Genomic DNA, 18,010 nt, shown 5'->3' with positions numbered 1-18,010 from the left:
TATAACTAAATTTAGCTATGAGAAAAATTGCTACTCTTTTTGTTCCTATCCTGATTTTTCTGAATGGATGTAAGGAAGAGGAAAGGCCTAATGTTCCTTATGGTTTGTACTTGGCAGAATCCGTCACTACGCCAATTCCTTTAGATTTCACGAATTCAGGTCAGCAAACCACCGAGCATATAGATAGAATGCCTTTTGGCGGCAAGGATGGTTATAGGATTAATTGGCGTTTAAACAAATCAACGCCAGTAATGGACTTCGATTATTTTTCAGTGATAGAACAAGTGGACAAAGTTTCAATGGAGAGAGAAATTATTTGGCTTTGGGGGAATATTAGGAAAATAGTAGGTTCTGGAGAGGGAAATAACTTAGAATTGACGTGGTACGGAGGCGATCAAGGTTTTACAAATGACCCAAAGCAATTTGATTACAAGTTTGGAGTAAAAAGTTTAGAATATTTTCAAGAAAACAGAATGATCCGCCTTGTAGCCCAGCAGGAGGTGTATGACTTTTTTTTAGAGAAATTTGTTGAGGTCGAAATAACCTACTCGTTTACCTACAGCGGCCCCTTAAATTACTTTTCAAATTAGTGCAATGAAAAAACCACCCGTCTCCAGGTGGTTCGAATTTCAAATTTCAAATCTTTATGCTGAGCGAAGTCGAAGCATCAAATCTCAAATCAAACTACATCTTCTCCCCTCAGCTTCACTACAGCACCTTCAAGAATGTCGCTGATGCGGATCTGGCAAGATAGGCGGGAAGTAGGGTAGTATTCCGGCAGGTTTTCGAGTTGGTCCAGTTCGGGATCGGTGGCATCACCCAGACCGTCCTTTCCCTCCAAAACTTCAATGTGGCAGGTGCCGCAAAGCGCCATGCCTCCACAAGTCGCCAAAACTGGGAAATCCGAAGCTTTCAGGATCTCCATGAGATTGAAGCCCATATCGTCCGGAGCTTCGACTTCCTGTCTATTTCCGTCGTGATCTTCTACAGTGAATTTTACCATGATGCAAAGATAGGTTTTAGAAGGCGTTGACTCCGTTTACAGTGGTGTATTTGAAGCTCAGTTTCTGATCTGGATACACATATTTGAAAGCCGAGTGCATCATAATCGCTGCCTCGTGGAATCCACAAAGAATCAGCTTCAGCTTGCCCGGATAAGTGTTGATATCGCCGATAGCATAAATTCTTTCCACTCCTGTGGAGTAGTCTCGGGTATCCACTTCTATGGCGTTTTTGTCAATGCTCAGACCCCAGTCTGCGATTGGACCCAACTTTGGACTCAGCCCGAAAAGTGGAATCAGGTAATCCGCATCGATGGTCAAATCCTGCTTCCATTTGTCCTCGAGGATTACTTTTTCCAATTTTCCATTACCGTTTACTTCCTTCAGATTGGCGGAAAGGATCAGATCCAGTTTACCTCTGTTTGCCAGGTCAAATACTTTGGCAGCAGAATCAGGAGTGCCGCGGAAAGTCTCGTTTCTGTGGACCAAAGTGACTCTCTTGGCCACTTTTGCAAGGAAAATAGACCAGTCCAAAGCAGAATCACCACCGCCTGCAATCACGACATTTTTGTCACGGAAAGTTTCCGGGTTTTTCACCATGTAGTTGATGCCTTTGCCTTCAAATTTCTCCAAGTTGGTCAACACGGGCTTTCTAGGCTCAAAACAACCCAATCCACCGGCAATGATAATCACCTGTGCATGAACATGCGTTTTGTCACTTGTGGTGACAATGAAACTTCCGTCTGCCTGCTTGTCCAGATGATCCACGCGCTCGCCGAGGGTAAAAGTTGGCTGGAAAGGCTTGGCTTGCTCCATCAGGTTATCCACCAAGTCCTGCGCATTTACTTCCGGATAGCCGGGAATATCGTAGATCGGTTTTTGGGGATAAATCTCCGAAAGCTGACCTCCCACCTGCGGTAGGGCATCTATCAGGTGGCAACGCATCTTGAGCAACCCTGCTTCAAATACAGCAAAAAGTCCCACCGGACCAGCTCCGATGATGCAAAGGTCAGTATTGATCGTGTTTGTGTTCATGGCTTTGGGAGCTTAAACTCCGATAAATTCCAAAATGTTCGTACAAATATAATTAGTATACTAAATACTTTTACTCTTCAATAACCTGGCCATCCAAATTTTGGTAAATAGTGTCCAGGATGCGTTTGAATTCCTCAAAATCCTTGGCTGTCAGGTTTTCCCAAGCCTTTTCGCGAATCTCCAGAATCTTGGGTCTCAGCTCGCTGACTTTGTCAAGTCCGGATTCGGTCAGATGAAGCTGGAAGCTCCTTCGGTCTTGGGGATGCGCAATCCGCTCCACGTATCCTTTTTTGCAGAGCAAATCAATAATCCGGGTGAGCGTAGGGTTGTCTTTAAAAACCAAGTTTGCAAGCTCAGTTTGGCTCAAAAGTTCGTTTTCAGAAAGATTTTTAAGCACCAGCCATTGATCGACTGTCACGTCAAACTCACCGGTTTTGAACTGATGCTGAGCGTACTGCTTCACCTTTCGGGCCGTTCGGTCGAGAAGGAATGAGTAGCGTGCAAATAGTTCTTGTGTCATACCAATAGTTAGTGTGACAAATATATAAATAAAATTTATCTGCAAATAAATAGCCTATAAAAATTATAGGGAAAGTTGGAATTGTTTTTCAAAACCCTTTAAGGCAATCTGGCTCTCACAATTTTCAAGGTCCGTTTACCATCCGGAATTGGGAAGCCATTTCAATTATCAAAAGGCAATTGTCGGAGTGGATGGAATTCTAAAAAGCGACCATTAAAAGGTGGGTCATTTTACGGAAAAGGTTTTCCCAGGAACATTCAAAAATCCCCTTTTATAGCATTTGGGGTCAGTTTATCGGAAGCTCCACCTGAAAAGTGGTTTTTCCTGAAATCGAATTCACACTGATATTTCCTCCGTGGCGGCTGAGAATTTGGCTGACCAAATCGAGCCCAATCCCTGTTCCTTTTCCCATTTGTTTTGTGGTAAAATAAGGTTGAAAAATTTTCTCCCTGATTTCTTCCGGAATCCCCGAACCATTATCTGTGATGGTGGTAATTGCCATTTCTTTATTGGGAGTGATTTTTATTTCCAGTTTGGGATTCGGTGCTTTTTCCATGGCATCCACTGCATTGTCGATGAGGTTGGTCCAGATTTGATTGAGTTCACCCGGAAATCCCATTATGGTGATGGGCGGATCTGAAATTGTGAAGTCAACTTCTACCCGGGAAGCTTTTATTTTATGAGCCAAAAGGGAAAGTGTCTCCTCTATGCCTGTAGAAAGATTTAGGGATGTCTTCACAGGAGCCTGATCCAGGTGGGTGTAAGATTTTACCGCTTTGATCAGGCGGTTTATCCGTTCGGTTGCATTTTTAATATTGGCAACTAAAGCCTGGGATTGGAGTAAAAACTGAACCCATCCCAACCATGTTTCCACTACCTGTGGGTTCAATTTTTTGATCCAAAAGCTGATTTCCTCTGGATCAATTCCAAAATCAGTAAAAACCTCTGCAGCTTCCTCCGGGTTGGTCATCCCCCAAGTTTTTAGCTTTTCCTTCCAGTCATTTTCGAGAGTTCTGGTATCGGCAGGATTCCAGCCTGCAGGCCGGACTGAATGTTTCCATTTATCAATTGCTGCCAGAAGTTTAGGTTTTTCTTCCGCAACCAAACCCGAATAGGAAACCACCAGTTCATTCAGAAATTCTGAGCCTAAAAGGCGGGCGATTTCGTCATTATCCCGATGGATCGACGCAATCGGGCTGTTCAGTTCATGGGAAAGTCCCGCAGAAAGCTTTCCCAAGGTCAGGATCTTTTCATTTTGTAGTGCTTGGGAGGTGAAATTTCCTGTCCGGGAAACCAAGATTTGAACCAATTCTTCCGTCAGTTCAGGATTTTGGAGAATTAGCTCTCTGATTTTGGATTTTGGGAAGGATAAGACTTCAGTCTGAGAGGTGGCAATACAATATGAAACGGATTTCTGGATACGGGAATAAGGTAAATAGCCCAAAATTCCCCCTTTTTGATAATTGAGTATGGTTTTTCGATTTCCGCCCTGAACAAAAAACAAATCTACTGCCCCTTCTAGGATAATGAACAGCCGGTCAGCCTGCATTTCCGGTTCAAAAAGGTACTCACCTTCCTGAAGGGATCGAAATTCCGAGTTTTTCAAAAGCCATTCAACCTGGGAATCAGGTACAGGTAAGAGCTCAGGGATTGACCGAAGCGTTTCGAAAGCCGATTTTATATAGCTGCCCATGGGAATAAAATATAGTTTGTCAAAATTCCGAAATGAGCCTTCAGAGTTGGTTCATCTCCGGGTTTTAAAAGGGAGAAAAGTTCTTCAAAATAATGAATTGTCTATTTTTATCCTGATCTTACTAACATTAAGATTGGTATTTTTTACTAGTGTTAGGTATATACCCTCTATTTAATAGGAGAACTATATTAATTTTTTATTTTGGATTGGCTTTTTATCTTTAGACCAAATCACCCAACCTAAATAACAAACCAATGAAGTGGAATTCTGTAATTGATAAAGCCCTTGAAGTTTTACGAACGTCTGACCGAGGTTATGTCCTGATGGACATGTATAACAATATCCTGACTCCAGAAGAGGCGGCCTTCAACAAAGTACAAGTCACACCTTACAACGCCCTGAAGTTTATCCAAACTCAGTTTTCAGCAATGGGCTTAGATATTTCAGATAAAAATGTCCGAGTAAAACTTATTGCCTTGTTGGAGGAGTTTGACAGACTTCAGAAGGAAAGAATAAAAAGTTGAAATTTGGAATGCGGCAAAAGTGGAGGACTCCTTCCCAATAGTTCGAGGTTTAAAATTCGATTTGTGAAGTTTGAAATTCCTGTCTCCTGAAGGTGGGTTTGTTTGAAGGAAATGGGCTTGTTTAAAGCCTATTAAATCCAAGATCAAAAATCGCAATTGTTAGCTTTCTGGCTTAAATTCCAGAATGAAAAAATACACCCTGTTTTTAATTCTGCTTTTTGGCTTTCTACCCTTCGCATTTTCCCAAAATGATCCCCTAAAAATCGGTGTTGCAGGGCTCCATCATGGTCACGTGGGCTGGGTATTGGAAGCAAACCAACGACCTGATTTCGAAATTGTCGGTATTGCCGAACCCAACCGGGAATTGGCCGAGCGGTATGCGAAGCAGCATGGGATTTCCATGGATATTGTCTTTGATACGGTGGAGGAAATGGTCGAAAAGACCAAGCCGGAAGCAGTGACCGGCTTTGGAGCGACTTTTCATCATCTGGAAATCGTCCGGGTATGCGCACCCAAAGGCATCCACGTCATGGTCGAAAAGCCTTTGGCAGTCAGTCTGGAGCATGCGACAGAAATGGCTGCACTTGCCGAAAAGCATCAAATCCACCTACTCACCAATTACGAAACCAGCTGGTATTCCAGCAATGAAAAGGCCAATGAACTGCTGCACTCTGGACAGATCGGCGAGGTCCGCAAAATAGTCGTAAGAGACGGCCACCGTGGACCCAAACAAATCGGTGTCGGACCGGAATTTCTCGAATGGCTAACCGATCCGAACCTGAACGGAGCTGGAGCTTTGATGGATTTTGGCTGCTACGGCGCCAACCTCAGCACTTGGCTTTTGGACGGGCTGCGGCCCATCTCAGTCACTGCCATCACACAGCAGTTAAATCCCTCCGACAATCCCAAAGTGGACGACGAAGCCACGATCATTCTTGCCTATCCCAATTCCCAAACCATAATCGAAGCTTCCTGGAACTGGCCCATTGGTCGAAAAGATATGGAAGTCTACGGGCAGACCGGGGCAATTTTTGCCGATGACGGCAGCCATCTTCGAGTTCGAATGGCTGAGGGGTACAGCGGATTTGAGGAGGAAAAAATGGATCTGCCTGAGCGAAAAGCCCCATTCGACGATCCTTTTTCGGTCCTGTTCGCGGTGGTCCGGGGTGAGCTTCAATTGGAAGCTTTTGATCCCTATTCTCTGGAAAATAACCTGCTTGTAATGGAAATTCTTCAAGCCGCCAAGGAAAGTGCAGCTTCAGGTAAGATTGTTTTTCTACCCAAAAAATAAGCCCATGAAAGCCCTGAAAATCTTATGCTTGCTGCTGTTTTTTGCCGGTTCTGCCGCAGCGCAGCAGCAGACTTATTGCAATCCCATCAACCTGGATTACGGCTACACGCCCATTCCCAATTTTTCGGAATGGGGGCGACACCGGGCCACTGCTGATCCGGTGATTGTCAATTACAAAGGGACTTTTATCCTTTTTTCCACTAACCAATGGGGCTATTGGACGAGCGAGGACATGTACAATTGGGAGTTTCATTCCCGACTTTTTCTCCAACCCTGGAACAAAGTCTATGATGAACTTTGCGCTCCGGCAGTTGGAATCGTGGGCGACACGGTCTTGGTGATGGGATCAACTTATGAGAAGGATTTTACCATTTGGATGAGCACTGATCCAAAGGCCAACGAATGGAAACCTTTGGTTGAAAAGTTTGAAATCGGAGGCTGGGATCCGGACTTTTTCACGGACGATGATGGCCGTTTGTACATGTACAATGGCAGCTCCAACCGCTATCCACTCTACGGGGTCGAGCTCGATCGGAAAACCATGCAACCCATCGGCACACGCAAGGAAATGTACCTGCTCGAACCCGACAAATACGGTTGGCAGCGTTTTGGGGAGCACATGGATAATACCTTCCTCGATCCTTTTATGGAAGGAGCCCATGTGACCAAGCACAATGGGAAGTATTACTTGCAATATGGCGCACCGGGTACGGAGTTTAGCGGCTATTCTGATGGGGTGGTGGTTGGACCAACTCCTTTAGGGCCGTTTACACCGCAATCAGATCCCCTGAGCATGAAGTTGGGGGGATTTGCCAGAGGGGCTGGGCATGGCAGTACGTTCAAAGACAATCAGGGATTATACTGGCATATCAGTTCGATCATGATTTCGGTAAAAAATACCTTCGAAAGGAGACTGGGAATCTGGCCGACAGGCTTTGACAAAGACGATGTAATGTGGAGCAATCTGGCTTTTGGGGATTATCCCCACTACCTCCCTGGCACGGAAAAGGCCGGTCAGTTCACGGGCTGGATGCTGCTGAACTACGACAAACCACTGCAAGTATCCTCAACTTTGGGTGGCTTTTCCCCCAACAAAGCCAATGATGAAGACCTTAAAACCTACTGGAGCGCTGCTTCAGGCGACAAAGGTGAGTGGATCCAAAGTGACCTCGGACAGCTTAGCACGGTCCATGCCGTTCAGATCAACTATGCCGATCAGGATGTGGCGGATGATAGGTTGGGAAAAAGAACGGATCAGTTTCACCAGTACATTCTTTATCATTCCTTGGACGGGAAAAAGTGGGAAGTCTTGGTGGACAAAAGTAAAAACCTCACTGACATCCCACACGAATATGTGGAGTTGAAAAAACCGGTGAAAACCCGATACCTCAAGCTGGAAAACATCCACATGCCGACTGGAAAATTTGCACTTAGCGGATTCCGGATTTTCGGAAATGGTGGTGGAGCCAAGCCGGAGAAAGTGAAGCAGTTTATGGTCTTTCGTACCGAAAAGGACAAGCGCAGTGCCTTTATCAAATGGTCACCCATGGCCGATGCCTATGCCTATCATATTTCCTACGGTGTAGCACCTGACAAGCTTTACAATACGATCATGGTCCTTGGAAACAACGAATACTGGCTGAAAACCATGGACCGAACCAAGCCTTACTATTTCACCATCGAAGCCATCAGCGAAAACGGAGTTAGCGAAAAGTACGAAGTGCAGCGGGTGGAGTGAGGGATGAAATTAGAACCAAGAGCCAAGAACCAAGAGCCAAGTATCAAGTACCAAGAACTAAGTACCAAGAGACAAGGATCAAGGATCAAGGATTAAGAAACAAGAGCCAAGAACCATGAGCCAAGATAGAAGGGAATGGAACAAAGAACCTGAACTCGACAACCGGACAACATGACAACCAGACACCCTTAACCCTTAACGCTTAACCCTTAACGTTTAACCCTTAACCCTTAACTTTACCCTTCCATGAAATACTGCCTGTCACTATTTCTCCTGCTGTGTTTCGGATTTGGGTTGCAAGCCCAAAACCAGACCGAACAGCGCATCATTCAGTTGATGGAGACCTATCCGGTGATGGGCCTATCGGTAGCGGTGGTCAAAGATGGGGAGCTGGTTTATTCCAACGCTTTTGGATGGAAAGAAGAGGGAACCAGACCGCTTCAAACCACGGATATTTTCCGGATTGCTTCCATTTCCAAGTCCTTTTCCGCCACCTCGATTATGCAACTGGTAGAAAATAAAAAGCTCAGTCTGGACGATGAGGTGAGTGATTTGGTTGGCTTTGAGGTTCGCAATCCCAAATTCCCGAACACGCCCATCACCCTGAAAATGCTGCTGTCCCATACCTCCAGCATCAATGATTCCGAGGGTTATTTCACACTCGATGTCTTCAATCCCGCCAAGAACCCAAACTGGCAAAAAGTTTACAACGACTACGAACCCGGCAAAGGCTACCAGTACTGCAACCTGAATTTCAACATGACTGGGGCCATCATCGAAAGGGCTTCGGGAGAAAGGTTTGACCATTACGTGAGAAATCACATTCTCGAACCGCTGAATTTGTATGGGGGTTACAATGTCAGCGAACTGGATGCCTCCAGTTTTGCCGGGATTTATGCCTATTTGCCGGATTCGTCCAAGTTTTCTTACTCTCCGGCAGCTTATGCGCCGAGGAAAGAAGAGATCGCCAACTACGTTTTGGGATATAGCGCGCCGATTTTTTCTCCGACAGGAGGCATGAAAATTTCAGCTGAGGATCTGGCAAAATACATGGTCATGCACATGAATTTTGGCAAGGGGGAAAAAGAGCGGATTATCTCCAAAAAGAGCGCCCAGCTCATGCAAACTCCGGTTTCGGTAGATGAAAACTATGGATTGGCGCTTTTGAAAACAAAGACGCTGATTCCCGGTATTGAACTGACCGGACATACAGGTTCGGCCTACGGTTTGTATAGCGCGATGTTTTTTGATCCAGAGGAAAAGTTTGGCTTCGTAGTCATCAGCAATGGCTGCGATCCGGCATACCAGGATGGCTTCAATCGGGTCATCCGTCAGTCGGTGGAAATTCTCTATGAAGAATGGATCAAGCCATGATTAATTGCTGACCCCAAAAAACGAGCTCAGGGATGGCAGAATATCAATGGCCCAGTGCACCAAAATCAGCAAAGGAAGGTTGCGGTACCTCGCCCAATGCCATCCGAAAAAGCAACTGACGAGAAATACCGGCAGCCCCGTCCCCAACAGCACCGAACCGAGGTCTCCGGCTTGACCCTCCACACCATTTGCCAGAAAAAACCGGCTCGGGAGGTGCCATGCGGTAAACAGCAATCCTGAAATGACAACGGCCAATTGAGCATTCCAGATCTTTTCCAAGCGCGTCTGAAGCATGCCCCGAAAAAACAATTCTTCCGGCAGTCCGGCGATCAGTAGGGGCAAAAAGGTCCCGACGAACAGCCTCAGTCCTGCATCTTCAATAACGGGCAGCTGCTCTGTGATTTTTGAAATATACCTGAGATTCAGAGAAAAACCCAGGGCAATCAGGAGGCCTCCTTTTATCAGGACCGAAGGTTTGGGACGGATGCCAAGCAGCAAATCCCGCATGGAATAGTTCCAAATGCGAAAAAAGAGAAAAGCAGGTAGGAGTAACAGGAAACCGAATTTGAATACCGCCGAGTACCAAAAATCCTGGACAAAATCTTTGGCTCCCAGGAGGGGCAGTGGGAATTTTAAAATCAAAAATCCAATCCCAAATGCCAGAATCACATAAAATATGGCATACGCTAACAAAAATTTGCTTTCCTGTCTGAGGTTTCGAAATGCAATCTCCCGGGCTGGTACCCGCTGCCAAGTCAGGAAGGAAAGAATTTTACTCATCGTTTGTAAGGGTATTTTTTCTTCAACTCCACCAGGATTTCCTCCAATCCATTGAGCCTGATTTCATAGAGTGTATTGAGCCACATACCCAGTTTGCCCTCGGGAAAACCTTTTCCCTTTAGCCAGACCAAGTAGTGCTCAGGGATATCGGCCAGCAGGCGACCTTTGTATTTTCCAAAGGGCATGGTTTTGGTCACCAGATCGATGAGGATTTCAGGATTCATGGGTCGAATTTAGAAGGATTCCTATTGAAATAGCCTGGGCAATCCCAACCTGAATGAGCAAAATCTTGTATTATTTTTTGGGATTAGAAAAATAACTAATCCATCTCGCTTGGAACTAATTTGGGAATTTGAGTTACTTTGGGGATTAATCACCCTTTTTAGTTATTACGTTGAAAAATACCGTTTCCCCGGTTCAGGACAGGTTTGGAAAATATATTTCGCTCCTGGTATTCGTCCTGTTCATTAATTCGCCTGTATTTGGGCAGGTTCCCGCCAAGAAAGACTACATCGTCGTCGGAGACAGTGCCCTGAGTCAGGGCGTTATTCAGGACATACCCTCCGAATCCAATACATCAATCTACTTTGCAAGGACAAAGAAGCTTGGCTTTACCAAATTTACCATTGAGGAGCTGACGGAATTTAGAGTCTCGGAGCGTTTGTTTTTCAGGAAAGAAATCCCGCAAAACAACGGTCAACATGTGGTTTTTTTGGAAAAATTGCCTCATCCGGTAACCGATGCTGTTTTCTGGAAGCTAAACGGAGACAAGCCCATTTTCTATATCGAGACTCCCGCCGGTATGGAGATTCTGGGAGATTCCTATCGTGCACAGCTTTCCAATCGGTTGGGGAATCCAAGGCTGGATCCCTTGCTTGAAATCACGCAACTGAATGACCTTTCGCTCCAGTATCTTGCCCGCACGGCCAATACGATCAAAAAGCCACGGACTTTTTCGCGGATTTTTGTAATCACTCCCTTTGTGGGATACATCAGCCAGACTGTCGGCCTGACCATTCCCGATTCGGATCATGAAGGAGAGATTTCTTCCTCTTCTCCGGTTTTTGGACTGAATGGGGAGGCTTTTTTAACCTTCAAAAGAAACCTGTCCCTAAACGTGGGAGTCACCTGGAGCCAGTTTGATGCTCAGAAATACTTCGTATATGAATATGGGGCAAACCGCTATGAGTCGGATGTGTTTCTGGATTTTAGTCTGATCCAGATTCCTGTCACTGCGAAGTATTACTGGGATCTCAGCCCCAACCGATACCGGCTTTATGTGGAGATGGGGTATTCTTATGCGATTCCTGATTATGAAAAGCTTGGGGTCTACCAAGGCAAATTCGAGCGCGATGAAGTGGTGACTTCGGTGAGAAATTTTGAGATGTCTGATAGTTTTTCAGGATTTACCTGGGGGATAGGGGTCGAAAAATACCTCAACAAACATCAGGGACTCGTCTTCGGTCTTCGCGGGTTCAAAGTAGACGGCGCATCTGAGGAATTTGTAAAAGGTTTGACTTTTCACCTGGGATATAAATTTTAATCGGACATGAGAAGAGCGAGTTGGATTTGGATGGTTGCGATACTGGGGATCTTTTCCTGCGAACAAGAAGAGTTTATTACCGACAGAACCTATCCGTTTTTGGAAAGCATCAGCGTAAGTGATGTGGATGAGACTGGGGCTACGGTCAATTTTGAAGTAAAGGCAAACGCCGGGGCAATAGATGAATATGGGCTGGAGTACATAGAGACCGAAAAACTGAAATACAACCAGGACAACCCGGTCTATTATACAGTTTCGGGGACCGGATCTCCGGGAGAGGCTTTGGTGGCGATCCGGCTTGAAGATAGATTGGTCAAAGGAATCAATTATTCAGTCAGGCCTTTCGCCCGCTACGGAGACAAGACGGTCTATGGCGATGTTTTGCTTTTTGACAGCCAGGGAGTTCGCCCACCACTCATTACTGAAGTTTCAGATTCCGAATTGACCCAATTCCATACTCTGACCATTTCCGGTAAATATTTCAATCCCTCTCCGGAATACCTGGAGGTAAAGATTCCCGAACTGGAGGGGATATTTACAGTGGAAATACTGGAGCAATCATCTACGCAAATCAAAATCAAGGTTTGGCTCAGCGCTTCGGAATATACCCTTCCCCAGGGAAAATTTGATTTGATTGTCACCAGCGGAGGGAAATCAACAGTTTTGCAGGACTACTTCAGCATCGTGCTTCCCAAGATAGAAACCCTGTCTGACGTAGAGGGATTTGTCGGGCAATCTTTTGATGTATATTTCAATAAACTGACTTCTTTATCGATTTTGGAGTTTCGTCTCCTGCTGCCTGGTTCCGGATATTATCCGCTACATCCTACCGAAATAGCTCCAAATACTCTTCGTTTTTCTATTGGCAATTTGCCTCCCGGAGACTATACGTTTTCGCTGTCAGGAAGAGGTTTTTCGGACGAGTACCCACAAAAAATCAAGGTGGTTAATTCCTGGGCGCCATTTAAGGACCGTTTTCCTATTTCCACACTTTACGATTGGAACTGGGTAGGTGTTGGCGATGAAATGCTATTCTGGAAAAATGAGATTGGGGACTTTCAGAAATTCTATTCCCTTCCACTGAATGCGGAGGAATTCGAGCCCTTGCCTCCATTGCCAAACAATCAGGGCTTTCGGGGAAATTACCTGATCCAGGCAGTTCAAAACAGGTATCTGTATTTTGGTCTAGGGCCGACGAAAGACTTCAGCAGATTTGATACCCAAACCAGGCAATGGGAAACGCTTTCGGATTTCCCCTTTGGATCCATTGGCGTGGAAAAGTCCTTTTATTTCCAGGGTAAAATCTATATCCAACCTTATGGAGGTTCTAATTTTGTGGTGTATGACACCAACTCCAATGCCTGGACATGGACATCCATCGAAATTCCGGAGGACTTTAAAGGCACTTTATACCAGGATTCCAATGGGGAAGGAGTCTATTATGTGCCCCGAGAGCAAAACCAATTGATAAAGTATGTACCGGGGGTTTCCCGCGAGGTGGTTGCTGACCTTCCGGGTTATTCTTCCAGCGGAACCCACTATGTATCGATCATGGGAAATGAGGTTTTCCTTTTTCACGGAGCCTATGAATATTTCAGGGTAAACCTCGGTAGCCGTGAAGTATTTCCTGTCCAAACCCTCAACGGACAGCAAAATTTGGTTGCCAGACCTTGGGTGACCTCTAAGGGAATGATGATGGCCTTTCCAAAATACCAGCATGACAACGAAATGATGGTTTATAATTGGATTGGCAGATACTGATTTTGGAAGTCAAACTTTTTTAGGAACCTGGAACTTGGTTTTTGGAATCATTTCCACAGCCATTCGGTTTTCCCTACAATCCTAAAAAAAGAAGGGAAAAAAATCGATGGAAATCGGAATTGACAGTTTTGCGGCTTTTGTGACCGACTCGGAAGGTAATCCGGTAGGCAGGGCACAGGATGCTATGGGTGAATTGCTCCAGCGGATCAAACTGGCTGATGAAAAAGGCTTGGATGTATTTGCGATAGGGGAGCACCACCGCAGGGAATTTTTGGACTCTGCTACTTCGGTGATCCTAGCGGCCGCTGCAGGAATGACTAAAAACATCCGCCTCAGCAGTGCCGTGACGGTACTCAGTGCTGCAGATCCGGTTCGGGTATTTCAGCAGTTTGCCACCCTTGATCTGGTGTCTCAGGGTCGGGCCGAGTTGGTGGTGGGGAGAGGATCTTTCACAGAAGCTTTCCCACTTTTTGGGCTGAATCTCCAGGATTATGACAAATTGTTTGCGGAAAACCTCGGGCTTTTGCTCCAGATCCGGGAGCAGGAAGTGGTCACTTGGTCGGGCAAGTTCCGACCTGCTCTGAACAAGCAGCCTATCTATCCACGGCCTGTTCAGGAAAAACTTCCGGTTTGGTTGGGAGTAGGCGGGACTCCTGGTTCATTTGTCCGCGCAGGATCTTTGGGACTTCCACTTATGGTGGCGGTAATCGGCGGTGAGACTCATCGTTTTCGGCCCTTGGTGGATTTGTATCGGGAAGCAGGAGACAAGGCTGGATTTTCACAGGATCAGCTCAAAGTGGGCCTCCATTCCTTGGGCTATGTGGCCAAAACCCACGAAGAGGCCGTTGAAAATTACTATCCTGGGTATGCCGAGACTTTTACCCGGATAGGTATAGAACGGGGTTGGCCTCCCGTGACCCGGGGCCATTTTGAAGCTCAAAACTCCAGACGAGGGGCCTACCTAGTCGGCGAACCTGAGGAAGTGGCAGAAAAAATCCTTCGTCACAGCGAGTCCCTGGGAGGCATCGACCGCTTCACTTTTCAGATGGACAATGCCGGGCTCAGTCACCAGGAGCTTTCGGAAAGTATTGCGCTGATTGGGGAAAAAGTAATTCCACTTGTAAAAGGCAGCTAAGTAAATCAAAATGAGGTCAAATAGGGATCGGAGGTGCTTCGATCCCTGTTTTTTTGGTGCTAAATGACTTCAGCAGTCCGTTCACTTTGCCTATCTTCGAACAAAACCGCCCATCCTTTTAAATCCATGTTTGACAGTCCTGACTTTCCCCGATCCCTTGATGAAGCACTTTTTGAGTCCTGGTTTGAAGTCGGCCGGGAAAGCAAAATTCCCTACGCCTATTTGTTGATCCTTTGGGATGAAGTTGAGGGGAAGTATTTTCCTGTTTTTGCCGAAAATCGTGGGGAAATCCAAGGCTACGAAAAATATGGCGATTCACCTGTACGGCAGGTGCTCGTGGCAGCCTATGATCTATATTCGGAGTCGCGGGTGGGGTAGTGAGAAGGATCAAGTTTGACGAAAATCAATATCTTTAGAATTGATTTTTAAAAAACCCTTTTATGCTAAATACTATTATCGCTCCAGTGGATTTTTCAGCCGAGGCTGGCACAGCACTGAAATTTGCCGCTGAGATTTCCAAAAGGGCTTCTGCAAAACTTACAATCCTTCACGCGCTCCAAGTCAAGGAAAATGAAACCGATGCTAATCAGCATCTTGCCCAACTTGTGGCTGAACTTCATCAGACTTTTGGGGCAGACCTAAAATGTGAATCCGTGATCGTGGAGGGGGATTTTATTGCTGCTTTGGAAAGTCAAATCGAAAGTCAACAACCTGACCTGATCGTGATGGGGACAAAGGGAGCAAGTGGCCTGAAAAAGATTTTTATAGGCAGCAATACGGTAAAAGTAATTTCACATACCAAAGTACCGGTACTGATTATTCCTGAAACAGCCCGCTTTGAGGAATTTAACCGGACCGGAAAAAACCGGGTGGTATTTGCCACTGACTTGGAGGAAGTGGGAAATGAAGCCAGCTTTGACATGCTGGCAGAGGTCTTGTCCTTGATGATCGAACCCAAGCTTAGGATTTTGAATGTACGGCCGAAAAATACCATGCTCAGTTTTCATCAAAACATGGAGCGAGCTGCATTGGTCTCCCGATTTCGGGATGATATTGAAACCGAACGTATCACGGTGTTCAGCAGCAAGGTGTTGGAAGGGATTAATTTTTACCTCGACAAGCACACCGACACCGGGTTGATCGCGATGATTGCCCGGGATTCTGGTGGGCTTTTCCAACATAATTTTACCCAGGAGATGGCGTCTATTACCCGCTATCCGCTGTTGGTTTTGAGTGATTCATAAGGAAAATGAATCGGATTTCAAGCCTAAAAATGAAAAAGCCAAGCTCTTGCTTGGCTTTTTTGATGCAGAGGAGGACTGACCGTTAAGAATTGCTCCTGTGGAGCAATTTAGGTCAGGGCCAGATTGCAGGGTTGGCCTCCTTCAAAAAAAAAACCAAGCTATTTTGCTTGGTTTTTTAGATGCAGAGGAGGAGGGATTCGAACCCCCGGTACCTCACGGTACAACGGTTTTCAAGACCGCCGCGATCGACCACTCTGCCACTCCTCTATTGAATTTTGATTCGTTTCAAGACCGCCGTCCCGATGGATATCGGGAAGCACTCTGTCACTCCTCTTTGCTGTGATCTCTCTTTAAGAGTGTGCAAAAGTAAGCGGATTCTGATTTTTTGCAAAACCACCACCCGCTTTTTCTTTTAACTCGCTGATTTCTTTCCGCTTAAATTTTTAAACTGTGCACTGTGACCGACCACTGATCACTGCCCACTGGCACCCTTCACTTCCTCAATCCATCGCTTCACTTCTTTCTCCAGGATTTCCAATGGCAATGCCCCGCTTCCCAATACGGTATCATGGAATCCCTTCAGGTCAAATTGGTCTCCCAGTTCGGTCTCTGCCAGCTTTCGAAGTTCCTGGATTTTGAGCATCCCGATCTTGTATCCGGTAGCTTGGCCCGGAATGACCATATATCGGCGAACCTCAGCCTGAATGGCCCCTGGTGCAATGGACGAGTTTTCTGAAAAATAGGCAATTGCATCCGCTTCTGTCCAGCCCTTGGAATGAATTCCGGTGTCCACAACTAAGCGGATTGCTCTCCAGATTTCATTGACCAATCGGCCAAAATCATAATACGGGTTTTTGTATCCGCCCATCTCTTTAGCAAGGATCTCGGAATACAAGGCCCAACCTTCCTGATAGGCATTGAATCCGATCTGTGTTCTGAATTTGGGAACTGTTTCCAGTTCCTGGGCAATGGAAACTTGCATATGGTGGCCGGGATTTCCCTCATGATAGGCCACTCCTTCCATTGTGGATTTGGGCATGGCGGTCATGTCCGAAAGGTGGACATAATAAGTGCCTGGACGCGAACCGTCAGGTGTGCCCTGATTGTAATGTTGCGGTGCTCCGGGCTGCTCACGGAAGGCTTCCACGCGCTTTACCACCAAATCAGCTTTTGGCAATATCCCAAAATACTCTGGCAATTTGACTTTGATCGAATCCAGAAATGCAGTGGATTCGTCCAGATAGGCTTGTCTTCCCTCGTCGGTATTGGGATAAAAGAACTGAGGATCGCTGTTGATGAATTTGAAAAACGCAGGCAAATCTCCCTCAAACCCTACCTGATCCTTGATGGCCAGCATTTCCTGTTGAATTCTTTTCACTTCATCCAATCCGATTTGATGAATTTCATCGGCACTGAGGGATGTGGTGGTGGAGGATTTCAATCGGTGGGCATACAGAGCAGCACCATTCTCGTGACGGCTGACTCCGGTCGGTTTTTCTTCCAGATTGGGAAGCTCAGAATCCAGCCAGGCAATCAATTCCTCATAGGCGGGTTTGAATCCGTTGATTAAGGCATCTTTGGCATCAGTTCTGAATTTTTCGGCTTGTTCAGCGGTAATCTTTCCATCTTTTTCGAGCTTCTCGATTTTCCCGAGTGCGTCAGTCCAGAGTGGTGCGCTGTTTTTGTCAGTGGTAAAGGGTTCCCCGGAAATCAGTGCCGTGGATTGCTGAATAACGTATTCATAAGCAAATTTTGGAGGCCGGATCCCAGATTCAGTTTGTAGTTTAGCCTTTTCCAAAAGTTGGGAGATCGCCCTGCCAGTGGCTTTATATCTGGAAATCAATGCCTCCATATCGGCAGCTTCATCTACTTTGTGAAAATTGATCAGCATATTGGGCAGCATGGTATGTACTCCTCCCATCTGATTGAAGACATAGTTCATTCTTCTAAACTGAACGTCTCCTTTTTCCATTTCAAATTGGTATTCCCAAAGGTCATAGGATACTTTGGAATCAGGACTCAGTTGATCATAAGGGAATTTTTCATTCATTTCTTTCACACTGGCTTCCATCCAGGCAAGACGCTTGTCCTCTGCTGCTTCACTCATGTCATCAATTTCCCCATATCGGTCTTTTCTTCCCTGTGTGGTCATTTGCAAGGGGCTCATCTGGAGCAGTTCTTCGTATTCGCTGTCAAACCAGGCATTTATTTCTGTATCTGGAATGGACTTTGGTTCGGGTTCGCTGCACGACAGGAAGACTGAAAGGCTCAGTAGGAGAAATAGGGGCGACAAGAATTGTTTCATAATTTTTGATTTTAGGACGGAGGAATACTAAAAATAGGGATTTAACCCTTACAAAAAATCAGGGAC

Annotated in this window: 17 protein-coding genes and 1 tRNA gene; 10 read left to right on the top strand and 8 right to left on the bottom strand. The window is 45.9% G+C overall.

Going from position 1 to position 18,010, the window contains the following annotated elements; genetic code table 11:
- Positions 1 to 17 precede the first annotated feature (17 nt).
- Positions 18 to 590, top strand: a complete 573-nt coding sequence (locus B0E43_RS28205; RefSeq protein ID WP_077348126.1) for a hypothetical protein — start codon at positions 18 to 20, stop codon at positions 588 to 590.
- Positions 591 to 679: 89 nt separating this feature from the next.
- On the opposite strand, the gene B0E43_RS28200 is transcribed toward B0E43_RS28205, so the two are convergent.
- The 4 genes from B0E43_RS28200 to B0E43_RS28185 form a co-directional block, all read right to left on the bottom strand.
- Positions 680 to 1,003: a 2Fe-2S iron-sulfur cluster-binding protein gene (locus B0E43_RS28200; protein WP_077348124.1), complete on the bottom strand. Its 324-nt coding sequence runs from the start codon at positions 1,001 to 1,003 to the stop codon at positions 680 to 682.
- Between the two features lie 16 nt (positions 1,004 to 1,019).
- Positions 1,020 to 2,036: an NAD(P)/FAD-dependent oxidoreductase gene (locus B0E43_RS28195; protein ID WP_077348122.1), complete on the bottom strand. Its 1,017-nt coding sequence runs from the start codon at positions 2,034 to 2,036 to the stop codon at positions 1,020 to 1,022.
- Positions 2,037 to 2,106: 70 nt separating this feature from the next.
- The gene (locus B0E43_RS28190) at positions 2,107 to 2,556 is read right to left on the bottom strand and encodes a MarR family winged helix-turn-helix transcriptional regulator (protein ID WP_077348120.1); all 450 of its coding nucleotides are present in this window, start codon (positions 2,554 to 2,556) and stop codon (positions 2,107 to 2,109) included.
- Between the two features lie 286 nt (positions 2,557 to 2,842).
- On the bottom strand, positions 2,843 to 4,249 hold the full coding sequence (locus B0E43_RS28185) for a sensor histidine kinase (RefSeq protein WP_077348118.1): 1,407 nt from the start codon (positions 4,247 to 4,249) through the stop codon (positions 2,843 to 2,845).
- A gap of 254 nt (positions 4,250 to 4,503) precedes the next feature.
- Here B0E43_RS28185 and B0E43_RS28180 point away from each other — a divergent pair, with 254 nt between their 5' ends.
- The 4 genes from B0E43_RS28180 (at position 4,504) to B0E43_RS28165 (ending at position 9,176) form a co-directional block, all read left to right on the top strand.
- Complete coding sequence (locus B0E43_RS28180; RefSeq protein WP_077348116.1) at positions 4,504 to 4,773, top strand: hypothetical protein; 270 nt, start codon at positions 4,504 to 4,506, stop codon at positions 4,771 to 4,773.
- A gap of 184 nt (positions 4,774 to 4,957) precedes the next feature.
- Entirely contained in the window at positions 4,958 to 6,064 is a 1,107-nt protein-coding gene (locus tag B0E43_RS28175; protein WP_077348114.1) for a Gfo/Idh/MocA family protein, read from the top strand.
- Between the two features lie 4 nt (positions 6,065 to 6,068).
- A complete protein-coding gene (locus tag B0E43_RS28170; protein ID WP_077348112.1) occupies positions 6,069 to 7,802 on the top strand; it encodes a family 43 glycosylhydrolase in 1,734 nt (577 codons plus the stop codon).
- A gap of 246 nt (positions 7,803 to 8,048) precedes the next feature.
- On the top strand, positions 8,049 to 9,176 hold the full coding sequence (locus B0E43_RS28165) for a serine hydrolase (protein WP_077348110.1): 1,128 nt from the start codon (positions 8,049 to 8,051) through the stop codon (positions 9,174 to 9,176).
- Here B0E43_RS28165 and B0E43_RS28160 read toward each other — a convergent pair whose 3' ends face one another.
- Both B0E43_RS28160 and B0E43_RS28155 read right to left on the bottom strand, forming a co-directional pair.
- Positions 9,177 to 9,956, bottom strand: coding sequence for a CPBP family intramembrane glutamic endopeptidase (locus tag B0E43_RS28160; protein ID WP_077348108.1), 780 nt, complete (start codon positions 9,954 to 9,956; stop codon positions 9,177 to 9,179).
- Positions 9,953 to 10,180, bottom strand: coding sequence for a DUF3820 family protein (locus B0E43_RS28155; RefSeq protein WP_077348106.1), 228 nt, complete (start codon positions 10,178 to 10,180; stop codon positions 9,953 to 9,955). Before B0E43_RS28155 ends, B0E43_RS28160 begins: the two co-directional genes overlap by 4 nt.
- A gap of 170 nt (positions 10,181 to 10,350) precedes the next feature.
- Here B0E43_RS28155 and B0E43_RS28150 point away from each other — a divergent pair, with 170 nt between their 5' ends.
- The 5 genes from B0E43_RS28150 (at position 10,351) to B0E43_RS28130 (ending at position 15,639) form a co-directional block, all read left to right on the top strand.
- The gene (locus tag B0E43_RS28150) at positions 10,351 to 11,499 is read left to right on the top strand and encodes an outer membrane beta-barrel protein (RefSeq protein WP_077348104.1); all 1,149 of its coding nucleotides are present in this window, start codon (positions 10,351 to 10,353) and stop codon (positions 11,497 to 11,499) included.
- A 6-nt stretch (positions 11,500 to 11,505) separates the two neighbouring features.
- The gene (locus B0E43_RS28145) at positions 11,506 to 13,260 is read left to right on the top strand and encodes a hypothetical protein (protein ID WP_077348102.1); all 1,755 of its coding nucleotides are present in this window, start codon (positions 11,506 to 11,508) and stop codon (positions 13,258 to 13,260) included.
- 106 nt (positions 13,261 to 13,366) lie between these two features.
- On the top strand, positions 13,367 to 14,395 hold the full coding sequence (locus tag B0E43_RS28140; protein WP_077348100.1) for an LLM class flavin-dependent oxidoreductase: 1,029 nt from the start codon (positions 13,367 to 13,369) through the stop codon (positions 14,393 to 14,395).
- Positions 14,396 to 14,521: 126 nt separating this feature from the next.
- Positions 14,522 to 14,773: a hypothetical protein gene (locus B0E43_RS28135; RefSeq protein WP_077348297.1), complete on the top strand. Its 252-nt coding sequence runs from the start codon at positions 14,522 to 14,524 to the stop codon at positions 14,771 to 14,773.
- A 62-nt stretch (positions 14,774 to 14,835) separates the two neighbouring features.
- The gene (locus B0E43_RS28130; RefSeq protein WP_077348098.1) at positions 14,836 to 15,639 is read left to right on the top strand and encodes a universal stress protein; all 804 of its coding nucleotides are present in this window, start codon (positions 14,836 to 14,838) and stop codon (positions 15,637 to 15,639) included.
- Between the two features lie 182 nt (positions 15,640 to 15,821).
- Here the strand turns inward: B0E43_RS28130 and B0E43_RS28125 are convergent.
- Positions 15,822 to 15,906 (bottom strand) — tRNA-Ser (locus tag B0E43_RS28125).
- A gap of 205 nt (positions 15,907 to 16,111) precedes the next feature.
- Positions 16,112 to 17,944: a DUF885 family protein gene (locus B0E43_RS28120; RefSeq protein WP_077348096.1), complete on the bottom strand. Its 1,833-nt coding sequence runs from the start codon at positions 17,942 to 17,944 to the stop codon at positions 16,112 to 16,114.
- Positions 17,945 to 18,010 lie beyond the last annotated feature (66 nt).

The organism is Algoriphagus sp. A40 (assembly GCF_002002735.1).
GTDB lineage: Bacteria > Bacteroidota > Bacteroidia > Cytophagales > Cyclobacteriaceae > Algoriphagus.
The sequence above is the reverse complement of the archived record's forward strand: the minus strand, read 5'-3'. Positions and strand labels throughout refer to the sequence as shown.